This window comes from Bacillus sp. 2B09, from assembly GCF_003946835.1.
Taxonomy (GTDB): domain Bacteria; phylum Bacillota; class Bacilli; order Bacillales; family Bacillaceae; genus Bacillus; species Bacillus altitudinis.
The window spans coordinates 96701-112885 of sequence record NZ_RPSG01000004.1 but is presented as its reverse complement, the minus strand read 5'-3'; the positions used below and the strand labels follow the sequence as shown (position 1 = coordinate 112885).

General features: G+C 42.2%; 16 protein-coding genes. 14 read left to right on the top strand and 2 right to left on the bottom strand.

Translation table 11 applies throughout. The features are described from left to right. Nucleotide 1: 1 nt before the first annotated feature. From ruvB to yajC, 5 genes are read left to right on the top strand one after another with little or no spacing between them, the layout of a single operon-like run. Nucleotides 2-1006 carry a Holliday junction branch migration DNA helicase RuvB gene (gene ruvB / locus EBQ12_RS10070; RefSeq protein ID WP_007501501.1) on the top strand — a complete coding sequence of 335 codons (1005 nt, stop codon included), beginning with the start codon at nt 2-4 and terminating at the stop codon, nt 1004-1006. Then, entirely contained in the window at nt 999-1199 is a 201-nt protein-coding gene (locus EBQ12_RS10065) for a DUF2905 domain-containing protein (protein WP_008342752.1), read from the top strand. The genes ruvB and EBQ12_RS10065 overlap by 8 nt, the downstream gene beginning before the upstream one ends. 34 nt (nt 1200-1233) lie before the next feature. After that, nucleotides 1234-2262 (top strand): tRNA preQ1(34) S-adenosylmethionine ribosyltransferase-isomerase QueA, encoded by a 1029-nt coding sequence (gene queA / locus EBQ12_RS10060; protein ID WP_007501498.1) that lies wholly within the window; start codon nt 1234-1236, stop codon nt 2260-2262. Nucleotides 2263-2293: 31 nt separating this feature from the next. Beyond that, nucleotides 2294-3439 (top strand): tRNA guanosine(34) transglycosylase Tgt, encoded by a 1146-nt coding sequence (gene tgt, locus EBQ12_RS10055; RefSeq protein WP_007501495.1) that lies wholly within the window; start codon nt 2294-2296, stop codon nt 3437-3439. Nucleotides 3440-3486: 47 nt separating this feature from the next. Next, nucleotides 3487-3753, top strand: a complete 267-nt coding sequence (yajC, locus tag EBQ12_RS10050; RefSeq protein ID WP_003216659.1) for a preprotein translocase subunit YajC — start codon at nt 3487-3489, stop codon at nt 3751-3753. A 49-nt stretch (nt 3754-3802) separates the two neighbouring features. On the opposite strand, the gene EBQ12_RS10045 is transcribed toward yajC, so the two are convergent. Next, complete coding sequence (locus EBQ12_RS10045; protein WP_007501492.1) at nt 3803-4180, bottom strand: TIGR04086 family membrane protein; 378 nt, start codon at nt 4178-4180, stop codon at nt 3803-3805. A 164-nt stretch (nt 4181-4344) separates the two neighbouring features. Here EBQ12_RS10045 and EBQ12_RS10040 point away from each other — a divergent pair, with 164 nt between their 5' ends. Continuing rightward, nucleotides 4345-5007, top strand: coding sequence for a DUF421 domain-containing protein (locus tag EBQ12_RS10040; RefSeq protein ID WP_125589881.1), 663 nt, complete (start codon nt 4345-4347; stop codon nt 5005-5007). Between the two features lies 1 nt (nt 5008). Here EBQ12_RS10040 and spoVB read toward each other — a convergent pair whose 3' ends face one another. Beyond that, on the bottom strand, nt 5009-6559 hold the full coding sequence (gene spoVB / locus EBQ12_RS10035; protein WP_008342741.1) for a stage V sporulation protein B: 1551 nt from the start codon (nt 6557-6559) through the stop codon (nt 5009-5011). Nucleotides 6560-6675: 116 nt separating this feature from the next. Here spoVB and EBQ12_RS10030 point away from each other — a divergent pair, with 116 nt between their 5' ends. The 8 genes from EBQ12_RS10030 (at nt 6676) to dtd (ending at nt 16153) form a co-directional block, all read left to right on the top strand. Then, nucleotides 6676-6972: a post-transcriptional regulator gene (locus EBQ12_RS10030; RefSeq protein ID WP_003216788.1), complete on the top strand. Its 297-nt coding sequence runs from the start codon at nt 6676-6678 to the stop codon at nt 6970-6972. Nucleotides 6973-7013: 41 nt separating this feature from the next. Next, the gene (gene secDF / locus EBQ12_RS10025; RefSeq protein WP_125589879.1) at nt 7014-9242 is read left to right on the top strand and encodes a protein translocase subunit SecDF; all 2229 of its coding nucleotides are present in this window, start codon (nt 7014-7016) and stop codon (nt 9240-9242) included. Between the two features lie 200 nt (nt 9243-9442). Further along, nucleotides 9443-9931, top strand: coding sequence for a cation:proton antiporter regulatory subunit (locus EBQ12_RS10020; protein WP_008342734.1), 489 nt, complete (start codon nt 9443-9445; stop codon nt 9929-9931). 99 nt (nt 9932-10030) lie between these two features. Beyond that, complete coding sequence (locus EBQ12_RS10015; protein ID WP_024718382.1) at nt 10031-10387, top strand: LapA family protein; 357 nt, start codon at nt 10031-10033, stop codon at nt 10385-10387. An 81-nt stretch (nt 10388-10468) separates the two neighbouring features. After that, nucleotides 10469-12802, top strand: a complete 2334-nt coding sequence (gene recJ / locus EBQ12_RS10010; protein WP_125589877.1) for a single-stranded-DNA-specific exonuclease RecJ — start codon at nt 10469-10471, stop codon at nt 12800-12802. 23 nt (nt 12803-12825) lie between these two features. Further along, nucleotides 12826-13338: an adenine phosphoribosyltransferase gene (locus EBQ12_RS10005; protein ID WP_008342729.1), complete on the top strand. Its 513-nt coding sequence runs from the start codon at nt 12826-12828 to the stop codon at nt 13336-13338. Nucleotides 13339-13480: 142 nt separating this feature from the next. Further along, nucleotides 13481-15691: a RelA/SpoT family protein gene (locus EBQ12_RS10000; RefSeq protein WP_008342726.1), complete on the top strand. Its 2211-nt coding sequence runs from the start codon at nt 13481-13483 to the stop codon at nt 15689-15691. Nucleotides 15692-15709: 18 nt separating this feature from the next. Next, nucleotides 15710-16153 carry a D-aminoacyl-tRNA deacylase gene (gene dtd / locus EBQ12_RS09995; RefSeq protein ID WP_125589875.1) on the top strand — a complete coding sequence of 148 codons (444 nt, stop codon included), beginning with the start codon at nt 15710-15712 and terminating at the stop codon, nt 16151-16153. Nucleotides 16154-16185 lie beyond the last annotated feature (32 nt).

Genomic DNA, 16185 nt, shown 5'->3' with positions numbered 1-16185 from the left:
CATGGATGAACGGCTCGTCTCAACTGAAGCAGACAACCATGAATCAGCCATTGAGCAAAGTCTGCGTCCACAGACGCTTAGTCAATATATTGGCCAGCAGAAAGTAAAGGATAATCTCAGCGTATTTATTGAAGCTGCCCGAATGAGGCAGGAAACGCTGGATCACGTTCTTTTATATGGGCCGCCGGGACTTGGGAAAACAACGCTTGCGTCGATCATTGCCAATGAAATGAATGTTCAGCTGCGTACAACGTCTGGACCAGCGATTGAACGCCCTGGCGATTTGGCGGCGATCTTAACATCTCTTGAACCTGGCGATGTTCTGTTTATTGATGAAATTCATCGCTTGCAGCGTTCAATAGAGGAAGTGCTATATCCAGCGATGGAGGACTTTTGTCTAGATATCGTGATTGGAAAAGGAGATACAGCACGCTCTGTGCGGCTTGATTTACCGCCATTTACGCTTGTAGGTGCTACAACCCGTGTTGGGCTTTTAACAGCGCCGCTTCGTGATAGGTTTGGGGTTCATGCAAGATTGGAATACTATGAGCAAAGAGATTTGGCTCACATTGTAGCAAGAACAGCCGAGCTGTTTGAGATTGGGATCGACATTCGTTCAGCTGAAGAGATTGCAAGAAGATCTAGAGGCACACCGAGGGTCGCCAATCGTCTGCTCAGAAGAGTAAGAGATTTTGCGCAGGTGCTTGGAAATCATGCGATCACACAAGACATTGCAGAAGATGCTCTTGAGCGTCTGCAAGTTGACAGACTCGGACTTGATCATATCGATCATAAGCTGCTTTTAAGTATGATTGAAAAATTTAGAGGCGGTCCTGTTGGACTTGATACGATCTCAGCGACAATTGGAGAAGAATCACATACGATTGAAGATGTGTACGAACCGTATTTACTGCAAATTGGTTTTCTGCAAAGAACACCAAGAGGGCGGGTCGTCACAAGAGAAGCGTATGAACATTTTCATATGGAGGTTCCGATTCGTGACTGAATTCCCTAAAATGTTGATGATTTTAGGTGGTGTCCTTTTTGCCGCAGGTTTAGTGTTTCAATTGGTTGGGAAACTTCCAGGCGATATTTTCGTGAAAAAAGGGAATGTAACGTTCTTTTTTCCTGTGATTACATGCATTGTCATTAGCATCGTCCTAACCATTTTACTCAATGTCTTCGGACGGATGAAATAACGTTAACTAGTTAACTACAGAATAGGTGAAGGAAATGAAGTTAGAACTATTTGATTTTGATTTACCAGAAAGATTGATTGCACAAGTGCCGCTTGAAAAACGAGATGCATCAAGACTGATGGTCTTAAATAAACAAACAGGTGACATCACACATGATACATTCTCGCAAATCACAGATTACTTTCAAAAGGGTGATTGTCTCGTTTTAAACAATACACGTGTATTGCCTGCACGTCTGTTTGGAACGAAAGAGGATACGGGTGCTAAAGTGGAGCTGCTTCTTTTGAAACAAGAAGAAGGAGACAAATGGGAAACGCTCGTGAAACCAGCAAAACGTGTGAAAAACGGAACAGTCATTACATTTGGTGATGGACGATTAAAAGCGGTATGTACAGAAGAACTGGAACATGGCGGAAGAAAAGTTGAGTTTCAGTATACAGGCATTTTTTATGAAGTACTTGAATCCTTAGGTGAAATGCCGCTGCCTCCGTACATTAAAGAGCAGCTTGACGATCGTGAGCGTTATCAAACCGTTTATTCCAAAGAGGTTGGTTCGGCTGCTGCGCCTACTGCCGGTCTTCACTTTACAAATGAACTGCTAGATGCACTGAAAGCAAAAGGAGTGCATATTGCGTTTATTACGCTCCATGTAGGACTTGGCACATTTCGACCGGTCAGTGCTGAACGCATTGAAGAACATGAAATGCACGCAGAGTTTTACGAAATGAATGAAGAAACGGCAGAAGAACTTAATCGCGTGCGCAAAGAAGGCGGACGGATTATTTCAGTCGGAACAACTTCGACAAGAACGCTTGAAACCATTGCAAGTGCTTATGATGGTGAATTCAAAGCGTCAAGCGGCTGGACATCGATTTTTATTTACCCAGGCTACACATTTAAGGCAATTGATGGCATGATCACGAATTTCCACTTGCCAAAATCTTCTTTAATTATGCTTGTCAGTGCATTAGCTGGACGAGAACACGTCCTAAAAGCGTACAATGAGGCTGTAAAAGAGGAATATCGATTCTTCAGTTTTGGCGATGCCATGCTGATTCAATAACATCATACAACAAAGACAGGAGGGCTCATTTTTGTCGCAATTACCGATACGTTATGAGTTCATTAAATCATGCAAACAAACAGGTGCACGTCTTGGACGCGTTCATACACCGCACGGCTCCTTTGAAACACCTGTATTTATGCCAGTTGGTACACTGGCTACAGTGAAAACAATGGCGCCTGAAGAGTTAAAAGCAATGGAAGCAGGCATCATTTTAAGCAATACGTATCATCTATGGCTGCGCCCGGGGCATGACATTGTCAAAGAAGCAGGCGGCCTACACAAATTTATGAACTGGGATCGAGCGATTCTAACAGATTCAGGCGGTTTCCAAGTGTTTTCTTTAAGTGAATTTAGAAAAATTGAAGAAGAAGGCGTTCACTTCCGTAATCACTTAAATGGAGATAAGTTGTTCCTTTCTCCTGAGAAAGCGATGGAGATTCAAAATGCGCTCGGCTCAGATATTATGATGGCATTTGACGAATGCCCTCCGTACCCAGCAGAGTACGATTATATGAAACGGTCTGTAGAGCGGACAAGCAGATGGGCAGAGCGCTGCTTAACAGCGCACCAGCGTCCAGAGGATCAAGGGCTGTTTGGCATTGTGCAGGGCGGAGAATACGAAGAGCTTCGTAAACAAAGTGCAAAAGATCTTGTTTCACTTGATTTCCCAGGCTACGCCATTGGAGGTTTATCTGTTGGTGAACCAAAAGATGTGATGAACCGTGTGCTGGAGTTTACAACGCCATATTTACCGGCAGACAAGCCAAGGTACTTAATGGGTGTCGGCTCGCCAGATTCATTAATTGACGGTGCGATTCGCGGTGTCGATATGTTTGACTGTGTACTGCCTACGCGAATTGCAAGAAACGGTACGCTGATGACAAGTGAAGGACGCCTTGTTGTGAAAAATGCTAAATATGAGCGAGATTTCAGACCAATCGATGAAAACTGTGACTGCTACACATGCAAAAACTACACACGCGCTTATATTAGACATTTAATCCGTACAAATGAGACGTTCGGAATTCGATTAACAACTTATCATAATCTTCATTTTCTGTTAAAATTAATGGAGCAAGTGAGAGAAGCTATCCGTGAGGATCGTTTAGGTGATTTTAGAGAAGAGTTTTTTGAGCGTTATGGTTTTAACAAACCGAATGCGAAAAACTTTTAACGCATAAACGAAAGGCTTTACAATGCTTTAGAAAGGGGTGAGATAGAATGGATGGTGGTATGGGTTCAATCATTATGATTGTTGTCATGTTTGCTGTGCTTTACTTCTTGTTAATCCGTCCACAGCAAAAGCAACAAAAAGCTGTGCGTCAGATGCAGCAATCTTTATCAAAAGGCGATAAAATCGTCACAATCGGTGGTTTACACGGTGAAATCGACTACATTGATGAATCAAAAGTGGTCATCAAAACAAGCGAAAACAACCGTTTAACTTTCGACCGACGTGCTATTAGAGAATTAGCTGACAAAGGCTAATCCTCCAATACATAGCGATAAAAAAAGAGCGATATCATTCGCTCTTTTTTTATTTGCCCCGAAGATTGACGCCAATCATTCCCCCTAGCATACAAATTCCCAAAAAGGCTGCATGATAGATGAATTGTTCTGGTGAAAAGGTTTCTCCAAACCCTAAATATTGAAATAAAAAGACAGTGAGTGAAAAGATAAAAGAGGTCATGGCGCCAATGAGCCAGCCTCGTTCCTTTGCTTTCCCTCCAGAAATCATTCCTCCTAGAAAAAGTGCCGCAAAGGACAAGATCATGATCATCCATTTAAACGATGATTCCTGCATACTTGTGAAGGTAAGCATCAGTGATACAAGTAAGCTTGTCACAATCATCACGACAAAAATAGCAATTAAGCCAGATAAAATGCCTTTTCCTATTTGTTTCGTTTCCTGCATGTGATTCGTCTCCTCTCCAATTGACCGAAGCTTGTCTTTTACTAAAATGTATTCACGGAGAAGAAAAAATAGACTTGTTCTCGTGATAAAAGCCGAGACTTTCTTTTCTACATAAATAAAGTGTTTTGACACAAGCTATGGTGGAGAAGGAGGGTTTACATCATATGCAGGACATCTTAATTATCTCCATGAGAACGATCATTTTATATTTTCTCATTTGGTTTATTTTTCGTTTAATGGGCAAAAGGGAGATTGGGGAACTGAGTATTTTAGATCTTGTTATTTTTATGATGATCGCTGAAATTGCGGTGCTCGCCATAGAAGAAGTAGAGGATCACATGTTACATACAGTATGGCCGATCCTGCTGTTAACCTTCATTCAAATCACCCTTGCCTATTTGTCACTAAAATTCCAAGGTGTCCGGCGTTTTCTCGACGGTAAGCCAGCCCTGCTCATCATCAACGGAAAAATAGATGAGGGTGCGATGAGAAAACAGCGATACAATTTTGATGATTTGCTGATTCAATTAAGAGAAAATAACATCGATAGTATCCAGGATGTCTCATATGCCATCTTAGAGCCTTCAGGAAAGCTCGCCGTTGTTGAAAAAGAAAACAAGCGCAAACATGCAGCGCTTGAGCTCCCGCTTATTGCAGACGGTGTGGTTCAGCATGATCATCTCAAGCAGATCAACCATGATAAACAGTGGCTGATAAAGGAGCTTGCCAAAAGAGGCTATGATGACATCGAGCAGATCTCCTACTGTAGCTTTAATCAGAAGGATTTTTATATTGATTTGAAAGATGAAGTGATCAAGAAAGAATGAGCTAAAGCAGCTTCCCAATAAACGGGATGCGGCGTAGCTCTTCTCGTTTCACTAGCCCAAGACAGATTAATAGAATGACATACAGCACGCACGTCAAAACGATCATCATGACAAGCTCCAAAGGGGCGGAAAAGAGTCCGCTCGCTTGATGTTTCATCCATAAGCTGACCGCCCCAGTACCGATGATCACAAGGACGCAAAGTCCATATTCTTTTAATGGTAAATGAATAGGCAGTACTTTACCGACAGTTGCCGCATGGAGCAACGTGACAAGAACGATGCCGATGAGGATCGCAAGCGCTGCGCCCATAATGCCAAAGCTTGGCTGTGAAGCAAGAACAAAGATCATGCCTGTTTTCACAACAGCTCCTATCAAACTGTTGGTCATCGCTGCCCCCGCTAAATTTAATGCTTGAAGGACAGCCTGCAGCGGTCCTTGAAAGTAATAGAGCAAAAAGAAGGGGGCCATGAATTTTACATAGACAGCGGCATGAGATGAACCATACATGAAGAGGGTTAAATTTTCTGCATACACAAAAAGGATAATACATGAAATGCCCCCGCTTAATAAACAAAGGCGCATCGCCTGCTTGAGCCGGTATTCGACCGTTTTGCGTTTGTTCTGTTCCATCCCCTCACTAATCGCTGGAACTAGTGCGGTGGAGAGAGAATACGTGATAAAACTAGGAAGTGTCAAAAGGGTGAGCGCAAGTCCCGTCAATTCTCCGTACTGCCTTGTTGCTTCCACAGCTGCATAACCGGCAATCGCAAGGCTTTGCGCGACGACAATCGGTTCTAAAAACCAAGAGATATTGCCGATGAAACGGCTGCCTGTCGTTGGCAGGGCAATACTCATGAGCTGCTTAAACGTATCCTTCCCATCATGAATTGCCTTGAAAAAACGTTTTCGGATACGGATGGTCTTTTTATAACGAAAGGCAATCAGTAAGTAAGCAAGTGAAATCATTTCCCCGATGACAGATGAAATCATGGCGCCTGCTGCTGCGTATTCAATTCCATAAGGCAGGAACGCTGTTGTACATACTGCCACGAGTGAAATTCTTGCGACCTGTTCTAGTACTTGCGACATCGCAAGCGGGCTCATTTGCTGTCTTCCTTGGAAATAGCCCCTTAACACACTTGAGATTGCAATAACGGGTACGACTGGTGTAATGGCAAGCAGAGGATAGACCGTTCTAGGATCTGTCAGCATATTTTCCGCCATAATAGGGGCAAACCATAAAAAGAGGGGCGTGAAAATCAGGCTGAGTGTTCCTGTTATCGCAAGGGACATCACTAGAATGCGTTTTGTTTTCTGTTTGTCACCACGGGCTTCTGCTTCTGCGACTAGCTTACTAATCGCAACAGGAAGTCCGAATTGAGTTAGCGTCACGGCGAGAAAAAAGGTAGGCGCTGCCATCATATAAAGCCCTACGCCTTCTTCACCAATGAACCTTGCAATCACAATTCGATTGACAAAACCCAATATTCTTGTAATAAAACCTGCTAAAATTAAAATAATCGTCCCTTTTAAAAACGTTTGCTTCGTCAAATCACAGATCACCTGCCTTCTCAAACGACATAGAATCATATACAATAAGATATGCGTGTATATCGTCCAAGCATGACAAGTCTCTCGATAAAAAACTGAAAAGGGGGAGCCTCACATTGACACAACATCCGGCTGCTATATACAAAGACCATCTAAAGCCTTTTCTGTTCAGTAAGCTTGAAGAATTCATCGTTTTGGGCTATAAAGATGTAGATTTAGAGGAATTATGGTCATACTTAGAGAATAAGAAGTGGAAGAAAAAACAAGAGTATCCGATTCATGAAATGGTTGCAGATATTTTATCTGTGAAAATTGGCGAATTTATGAACTATGCAACCGTTCAGTCGTTTAAAACGTCTGCTTTTTTGGACAGTGAAGATGGCAAGAATATGCTGGACGAACTGTTGAAATAAGCCATCTAAATGGATTCAGGTGTTTAAGGAGGAAATACATAATGAAAAAAGGGCGCATACTTGCGTTTTTCTTAGTGGTTCTGTTAATCGGAACTGGTGTGGGCTTATTAACGAAGCCCGTTGCGAAAGATATGACGCTAGGGCTGGACTTACAGGGTGGATTTGAAGTTCTGTATGATGTACACCCAGTGAAAAAAGAAGACAAGATCACAAATGGTGTTCTCGTCAGTACAGTAGAGGCTTTAAACCGAAGAGCCAACGTGCTTGGGGTCAGTGAGCCGAACATTTCGATTGAAGGAAACAACCGTATCCGCGTACAGCTTGCGGGTGTAAAAGATCAAAACAGAGCACGGGAGATTCTATCGACTGAAGCACAGCTTTCCTTCAGAGATACGAATGACAAAGAGCTTCTAAACGGATCTGATCTTGTTGAAAATGGTGCAAAACAAACATTCAATCAAACGAATGAGCCGATCGTGACGGTCAAACTAAAGGATGCGAAAAAGTTTGGTGACGTGACAAAAAAAGTAGCGGCGATGGCACCAAACAATCAGCTTGTCATTTGGCTTGATTATCATAAGGGAGATTCCTTCAAAAAAGAAGTCTCTAAATCAAATCATAAGTATGTATCTGCGCCGAATGTAAACCAAGAAATTAACAGCAGTGACGTACAAATCGAAGGAAACTTTACGGTTCAAGAGGCAAAAGACCTTGCGAGCATTTTAAATGCTGGCGCATTGCCAGTAAAATTAACCGAAAAATATTCAACATCTGTGAGTGCACAGTTTGGTGAGCAAGCACTAAACGAAACAGTCTTCGCAGGAATTGTAGGAATCGCATTTATCTTCTTATTCATGCTGTTTTATTACCGATTACCAGGTCTTGTTGCTGTCATTACACTGTCAGCTTATATCTATATCACACTGCAAGTCTTTGACTGGATGGGTGCGGTCATGACACTGCCTGGAATCGCTGCATTGATTCTTGGGGTAGGGATGGCTGTCGATGCCAACATTATTACGTATGAGCGGATTAAAGAAGAGCTCAAGCTCGGTAAATCTGTCCGTTCTGCTTTCAGATCGGGTAACCGCAGATCATTTGCCACGATCTTTGATGCAAACTTAACAAGTATTATTGCCGGAGGGGTTCTGTTCTTCTTTGGAACAAGCTCTGTCAAAGGATTTGCAACCATGCTTATCCTATCGATTTTGACAAGCTTTATCACGGCTGTCTTCCTATCAAGATTCCTTCTTGGCTTACTTGTAGAAAGCCGTTATCTCGATCGCAGAAAAGGCTGGTTTGGTGTTCGTCAGAAAGACATCATTGATATTCATGAAACAACTGAAAATACTGAACCGAAAACACCATTTGATAAATGGGATTTCGTCAGCAAACGTAAAGGCTTTATGATTTTTTCGGTAGCCATTACCATTGCTGGAATCATTGTGCTGTCGATCTTCAAGCTCAATGCAGGTATTGACTTTGCAAGTGGTACTAGAGTTGATATTCAAAGTGACCATAAACTGTCAACAGAACAGGTGGAGCAAGATTTTAAAAAGCTAGACCTTGAGACAGACAGTGTTGTGTTATCGGGGCAAAAAGAAAATCAAGCAGCAGCTCGATTTGTCGGTGTTCCGAATAAAGAAAAAATTGCTGAAGTGAAAGATTACTTCAAAGATAAATACGGAACGGAGCCTAACGTAAGTACAGTGTCTCCGACGGTCGGAAAAGAGCTGGCACGTAACGCATTATACGCTATCATCATTGCTTCAATCGGGATTATCTTATATGTATCCGTCCGATTTGAGTATAAAATGGCGATTGCAGCCATTGTCTCTCTGCTATACGACGCATTTTTTATCGTTGCCTTCTTTAGCATTACGCGTTTAGAGGTGGATGTCACCTTCATTGCAGCGATACTCACGGTCATTGGGTACTCGATCAATGACACGATTGTCACCTTCGACAGGGTGCGTGAGCAAATGAAGAAACGCAAACCGAAAACGATCGAAGATTTATCGTACATTGTGAATTTAAGTTTACAGCAAACCTTTACGCGTTCTGTGAACACCGTGCTTACCGTACTTGTAGTGGTGATTGCACTTCTCATTTTCGGTTCAGCATCTATTACAAACTTCTCCATTGCCTTACTTGTCGGCCTATTAACAGGGGTGTATTCATCCCTTTACATTGCGGCACAAATTTGGCTGATATGGAAAGGTCGTGAGCTGAAAAAGCCGGCGAAAATCGACACAGAACAAGATATTTAAACAAGAAAGACTGCCAGCTTGGCAGTCTTTTTTTCATGCATCATACTTGTCATCGTCACAACAATAAGATGATATGTAAAAACATTTCGGGTTTCATTGATCTTGAAATGGTCTTTTGCTATAATGACATACGTTTAGATCAGTATAGAAAGCAAGTGTCCGTTTGGGGCATTTGGCTTTTATTCATTGGAGGGGCTGTTATGAAGGTTCGGGAAACTGAACTGCCAGGTATCGGTCACAAAGCCGAAATGATCACAAGAAATAATGAGAAGCTTGCCATTATCACACATGATGACGGCAGAAGAGAGATGTATCATTTTCAAGAAGATGATCACGAAGAATGTATTTCTGGTATCTTGCTTAGCGATGAAGAAGCAAGACAAATCTCGGCTATTTTAGGCGGCATGGTCTATAAACCAAAAGCGCTTGAGACAGTGGAGGTGGCCATTGATGAACTCATCATTGAATGGTTTAAGATTGAAAAGAACGCACCGGCTGTTAACCAGACGATCGGAGACCTGAGTGTTCGCCAAAACTATCAAGTAACAGTCATCGCCATTGTGAGAAAATCACATGAGAAAATTTTAAATCCAGGACCAGATACGGTGATTGAAGAAGGAGACACCCTTGTCATCTCTGGAGAAAGAAAAGAATTAAAGAGCCTCATTAAAGAAAAACTCAGCAGCTAAACGCCCATGCTGATAGAAAACCTTCCGCCATGTTCTTTCGGTGTTTAAAAAGGACAAGAAAGAGGGAAGAATAAAAGAAAAAGCTTGGGGGATTTGTAGATGAATAAACAACAATGGACCATCATACTCGCATTTATTTTCGTATTAATTGTCTCAGTATTTGCTGTTATTAACGTGCGGCCTGTACAGGTAGACTACTTATTTGGAACGGCTGAATGGCCGCTGATCCTTGTCATTATCGGTTCTGTTCTGATGGGCGGACTCATTGTGGCTTTTGCGGGGATTTTCCAAATTGTGAAACTGAAACGTGAATTAAAAGCATTAAAAGCTGAACGTGCAGCCGCTGTGACTGCCCCTACTGCTTCTCCAAAAAAGGTAGACAAAGACGTTCAAAAGAAAACGAATGTCACACCTTTAAAAGAACAGCCAGCGTCTTTTGACCGGAAGGAAAAATAATCTTCCAGTACAATTTCATAAAATAAAAATTGAAACCCCTCAGTCCACTCTAGTATAATAGTGTGGTTGAGGGGTGAATTTATGTTATTATCCAAAATGCGTTGGGAATATGAACATCCTAGCGAAGAAAAAGTGAAATCACTCTCTGAAAATCTGAATATTTCAGCGCTGACTGCATCACTTCTTGTACAAAGAGGACTCGAAGAAGTAGAAGAAGCGAGGTCTTTTTTATTTGATCAAAAAGCCGAATTTCATGATCCATTCTTATTAAAAGGAATGAAAGAAGCAGTAGAGCGCATCAACAAAGCGATTGAAGAGCAGGAATCGATTGTGATCTTCGGAGATTATGATGCAGATGGTGTGACAAGTACTTCTGTACTTTTACATACACTTAAAGAACGATCTGCGAAGGTAGACTTTTATATTCCAGATCGATTTAAAGAAGGATATGGGCCAAACGAACAGGCTTTCCGATATATCAAAGAGCAAGGAGCATCGCTTGTCATCACTGTGGATACAGGGATCGCTGCTGTAAATGAAGCACGTATTGCAAAAGAAATAGGATTAGACCTGATCATCACAGATCACCATGAACCAAGCGAGGAACTGCCTGAGGCACTTGCAATTGTACATCCTAAGCAGCCTGGGTGTGAGTATCCGTTTAAAGAGCTGGCGGGTGTCGGTGTTGCGTTTAAAGTGGCACATGCACTCCTCGGTAAACTCCCAGTAGAATTATTAGATCTTGCTGCAATCGGTACAATTGCGGATCTTGTCCCGCTGCATGATGAAAATAGATGGATTGCCAAAAAAGGTCTTATGCAGCTTCGACAGTCTAGACGGCCTGGGTTAAAAGCGTTATTAAAAGAAGCAGGCGCCACTCTTGAAGAAGCAAATGAGGAAACGGTCGGCTTTCAAATTGCGCCAAGGCTGAATGCTGTTGGACGAATTGAGCAGGCAGATCCGGCTGTTCATCTTCTCATGACTGAGGATATGGATGAAGCAGAAGAACTCGCTCGTTTTGTACAAGAATTGAACAAAGAACGGCAGAAAATTGTGAGTACGATCACGGAAGAAGCCATTCAAATGGTCGAAGAGACAGGTGCTGACCAGTCAGCTATCGTCGTAGCAAAAGCTGGCTGGAATCCAGGCGTTGTCGGCATTGTTGCCTCAAAATTGACGGATACATTTTCTCGTCCGGCGATTGTGCTTGGAATAGATGAAGAAACGCAGATGGCGAAAGGGTCAGCACGAAGTATTCCTGGCTTTGATTTGTTTTTCCATTTGAGCAAGTGCCGTGACATCCTGCCGCATTTCGGTGGACACCCGATGGCAGCAGGAATGACACTTCGAGCGGATGATGTTCCTTTACTTAGGGAAAGATTGAATCAATATGCAAATGAAACGTTGACAGAAGAAGATTTTATTCCAATTCAACGGGTCGATGCAGTATGTAAAGTGGACGAAATGACGGTGCAAGCCATTGAAGAAGTGGGACTGCTGTCCCCGTTTGGCATGCAGAATCCTAAGCCGTTCATTATGATTGAAGACGCCCAGCTTGAAGACATCCGAACGATCGGGGCCAATCAAAATCACATTAAAATGTCACTAAAAGACGAAGACAAGCTGCTGGACTGTGTCGGTTTTCACCAAGGCAAGCTAAAAGAAGAACTTGTCCCAGGGAGTCAAATTTCTGTCGTTGGTGAGGTCTCGATTAATGAATGGAATAACCGAAAGAAACCTCAGCTCATGCTAAAAGACGCTAGAGTCGATGAATGGCAGCTGTTTGATTTACGCGGGAAAAAAGATTGGGAAAAGAAAGTATCAACACTTGATCCAGCAAAAACGATGGTCTTCTGTTTTGACGAAGAAACAAAAAAGCAATCGGAGCTGGTGGATATTCCGATTCACCTTATTGATGCAGAAAGTGTATCCACGTTTGATGTGCAGGAAAAGTATGTGATCTTTGCCGATGTTCCTGCCGATGAACACTTGCTCAAGCTGCTTTTAGAAAATCAACAACCAGCAAGAATTTATACGGTGTTTCAGCGGAAAGAAGATCACTTTATGTCCTCATTCCCGAGCCGTGATCAATTCAAATGGTTTTATGGGTTCTTGTTCAAACGGGGAAGTTTTCCTATTAAAGAACAAGGCATGGAGCTTGCCAAACATAGAGGTTGGACAAAAGATACAATCATTTTTATGACAAAGGTGTTTTTTGAACTCGGTTTTGTTAAAATAGAGAATGGTGTGCTGTCAATAGTGCGTGATGCCCCTAAAAAAGATTTAACCGCATCATCGTCTTATACAGCAAAACAACGATTGATGGAACTCGATCAAACACTAACATATTCCTCAGCCAAAGAGCTGAAGGAATGGCTGAATAGCATGATGAGCGAAGTCTCACCTGTGCTTTGACGTACGAGGAGGAAAAGGAAAAGATGGATTTAAAACAATATGTGACAGTTGTACCTGACTACCCAAAGGAAGGTGTACAATTTAAAGATATTACAACGTTAATGGATAAAGGCGAAGTGTACCGTTATGCAACGGATCAAATCGTTGAATACGCGAAGGAAAGAGACATTGATCTCATTGTTGGACCTGAAGCGCGTGGATTCATTATTGGCTGCCCTGTAGCATACGCACTTGGTGTAGGTTTTGCCCCAGTTCGTAAAGAAGGAAAGCTTCCTCGTGAAGTCATCAAAGTCGATTACGGTTTGGAATACGGTAAAGATGTATTAACGATTCATAAAGATGCAATTCGTCCTGGTCAGCGTGTACTGATCACAGATGATTTGCTTGCGACAGGTGGAACGATTGAAGCATCCATCAAGCTGGTTGAAGAATTAGGCGGCGTTGTGGCAGGGATTGCATTTTTAATTGAGCTGACGTATCTTGATGGCAGAAAGAAGCTTGACGGTTACGACATCTTGACGTTAATGCAATACTAATGGAGTTTTACGCAAAAAGCACTCAGTAAGAAGGGTGCTTTTTTCCTATCAAAAATCTTTTAGCGGACTTCTTCTCTTTACATCTATCGAATTTTTCTTGATAATAAACTACAATACAGTTTTCATTTAAAAAGGTGATTCCATGGCGAACGAACAAGTTTTAACGGCGCAGCAGGTCATTGATAAGGCAAGAGAATACCTGTCCGCTGAACATATTCAATTTATAGAGCGTGCATACGAATATGCTGAAAATGCTCACAAGGAGCAATACCGGAAATCCGGTGAGCCCTATATTATCCATCCTATTCAAGTGGCGGGAATTCTTGTTGATCTTGAAATGGACCCTTCGACCATTGCTGGCGGCTTCTTGCATGATGTTGTCGAAGACACGGATGTGACATTAGAAGATTTAAAAGAGCATTTTAACGAAGAAGTAGCCATGCTTGTTGATGGTGTGACAAAGCTCGGAAAGATTAAATATAAATCACAAGAAGAACAACAGGCTGAAAACCATCGTAAAATGTTTGTTGCAATGGCGCAGGATATTCGCGTCATCTTAATTAAGCTGGCAGACCGTCTTCACAATATGAGAACACTCAAACATCTTCCGCAGGAAAAGCAGCGAAGAATTTCAAATGAAACCCTTGAGATCTTTGCACCGCTTGCGCACAGATTAGGGATTTCAAAGATTAAGTGGGAGCTTGAAGATACAGCCCTCCGCTATTTAAATCCGCAGCAATACTACCGGATTGTGAATCTCATGAAGCGTAAACGAGCGGAACGTGAGGAATACTTGGACGAGGTTGTCAATGAAGTAAAAGACCGCGTGTCTGAGGTGAACATTAAGGCTGAATTCTCCGGCAGACCGAAACATATTTATAGTATTTATCGAAAAATGGTCATGCAAAATAAGCAATTTAATGAAATATATGATTTGCTGGCTGTACGTATTTTGGTTGACAGCATTAAAGACTGCTATGCGGTACTTGGTATTATTCATACATGCTGGAAGCCGATGCCAGGCAGATTTAAGGATTATATTGCGATGCCAAAGCCGAATATGTATCAGTCTCTTCATACAACGGTGATTGGTCCAAAAGGGGACCCGCTTGAAGTTCAGATTCGTACAGTGGAGATGCACGAAATTGCTGAATACGGAATTGCCGCACACTGGGCGTATAAAGAAGGCAAAGAGTCAGCAGAATCGACGGAAGAAGCCGTTTTCCAGAAGAAGCTGTCTTGGTTTAGAGAAATCCTTGAATTCCAAAATGAATCCACAGATGCGGAAGAATTTATGGAATCGTTAAAAATCGATCTCTTCTCTGATATGGTGTTTGTATTTACACCAAAAGGTGACGTCATCGAGCTGCCGTCTGGTTCCGTACCAATTGATTTCTCATACCGGATTCATTCGGAAATTGGGAATAAAACAATCGGAGCCAAGGTCAACGGTAAAATGGTCACACTTGATCATAAGCTAAAAACAGGTGACATTATTGAAATTCTGACATCTAAGCATAGCTATGGACCAAGCCAGGATTGGGTCAAACTTGCCCAAACCTCCCAAGCGAAGCACAAGATCAGACAGTTTTTCAAGAAACAGCGCCGTGAAGAAAATGTCGAAAAAGGCCGAGAACTTGTGGAGAAAGAAATCAAAAACCTTGAGTTCGATGTCAAAGACATTTTGACCGCTGAAAATCTGCAAAAAGTGGCCGATAAATTTAATTTCTCAAATGAAGAGGACATGTATGCAGCTGTCGGTTATAACGGAATTACGGCACTTCAAGTCGCCAATCGTTTAACGGAAAAAGAAAGAAAACAAAGAGATCAGGAAGAACAAGAGAAAACCGTTCAAGAAGTGTCTGTAGAGTCAAAACCATATCACGGGAAAAAACGGGAAGCTGGCGTGCGAGTGAAAGGCATTGATAACTTGCTTGTCCGTTTATCTAAGTGTTGTAATCCTGTTCCTGGTGATAGCATTGTTGGCTTTATTACAAAAGGCCGTGGCGTATCTGTTCACCGTGATGACTGTCCGAACGTGAAGACAGGAGAAGCGCAGGAACGGTTAATCCCGGTTGAGTGGGAGCATGAACAGCCTGCTCGAAACCGTAAAGAATACAATGTGGAAATTGAAATATTAGGATATGACAGACGCGGCTTACTTAATGAGGTGCTTCAAGCAGTCAACGAAACCAAAACGAACATCTCGTCGGTTTCTGGTAAGTCTGATCGTAACAAAGTGGCGACGATCCATATGGCGATCTTTATCCAAAATATTAACCATTTGCACAAAGTGGTCGAACGCATCAAACAAATCAAAGACATTTACTCAGTTCGCCGATTTATGAATTAGAAAGGAAGTATATCGTCTATGAGGCTTGTTGTTCAGCGTGTGACGAGTGCATCTGTGAAAGTAGAAGAAGAGATCACAGGTGCCATCAATGAAGGCTATATGGTGCTCGTTGGGGTTACACATGAAGACACAGAAGAAGATGTGCATTACTTAGCTGAAAAGCTCGTACACTTGCGTATTTTTGAAGATGAAAACGGGAAAATGAATCTTTCGTTATTGGATGTAAAAGGAAGCGTGCTGTCTGTATCTCAATTTACCCTTTATGGTGATACGAGAAAAGGCAGACGGCCGAACTTTATGAAAGCTGCCAAACCGGATGTGGCGAATTCACTTTACGAATGCTTCAATGAAACGCTTAGAGAAAAAGGCATCCATGTTGAAACTGGACGTTTTGGGGCGATGATGGACGTCTCATTGACCAATTCGGGGCCTGTTACCATGTTGATGGACAGCAAAGAATAGAAAGACATTAGACTGTAGATAAACTCTTGCTG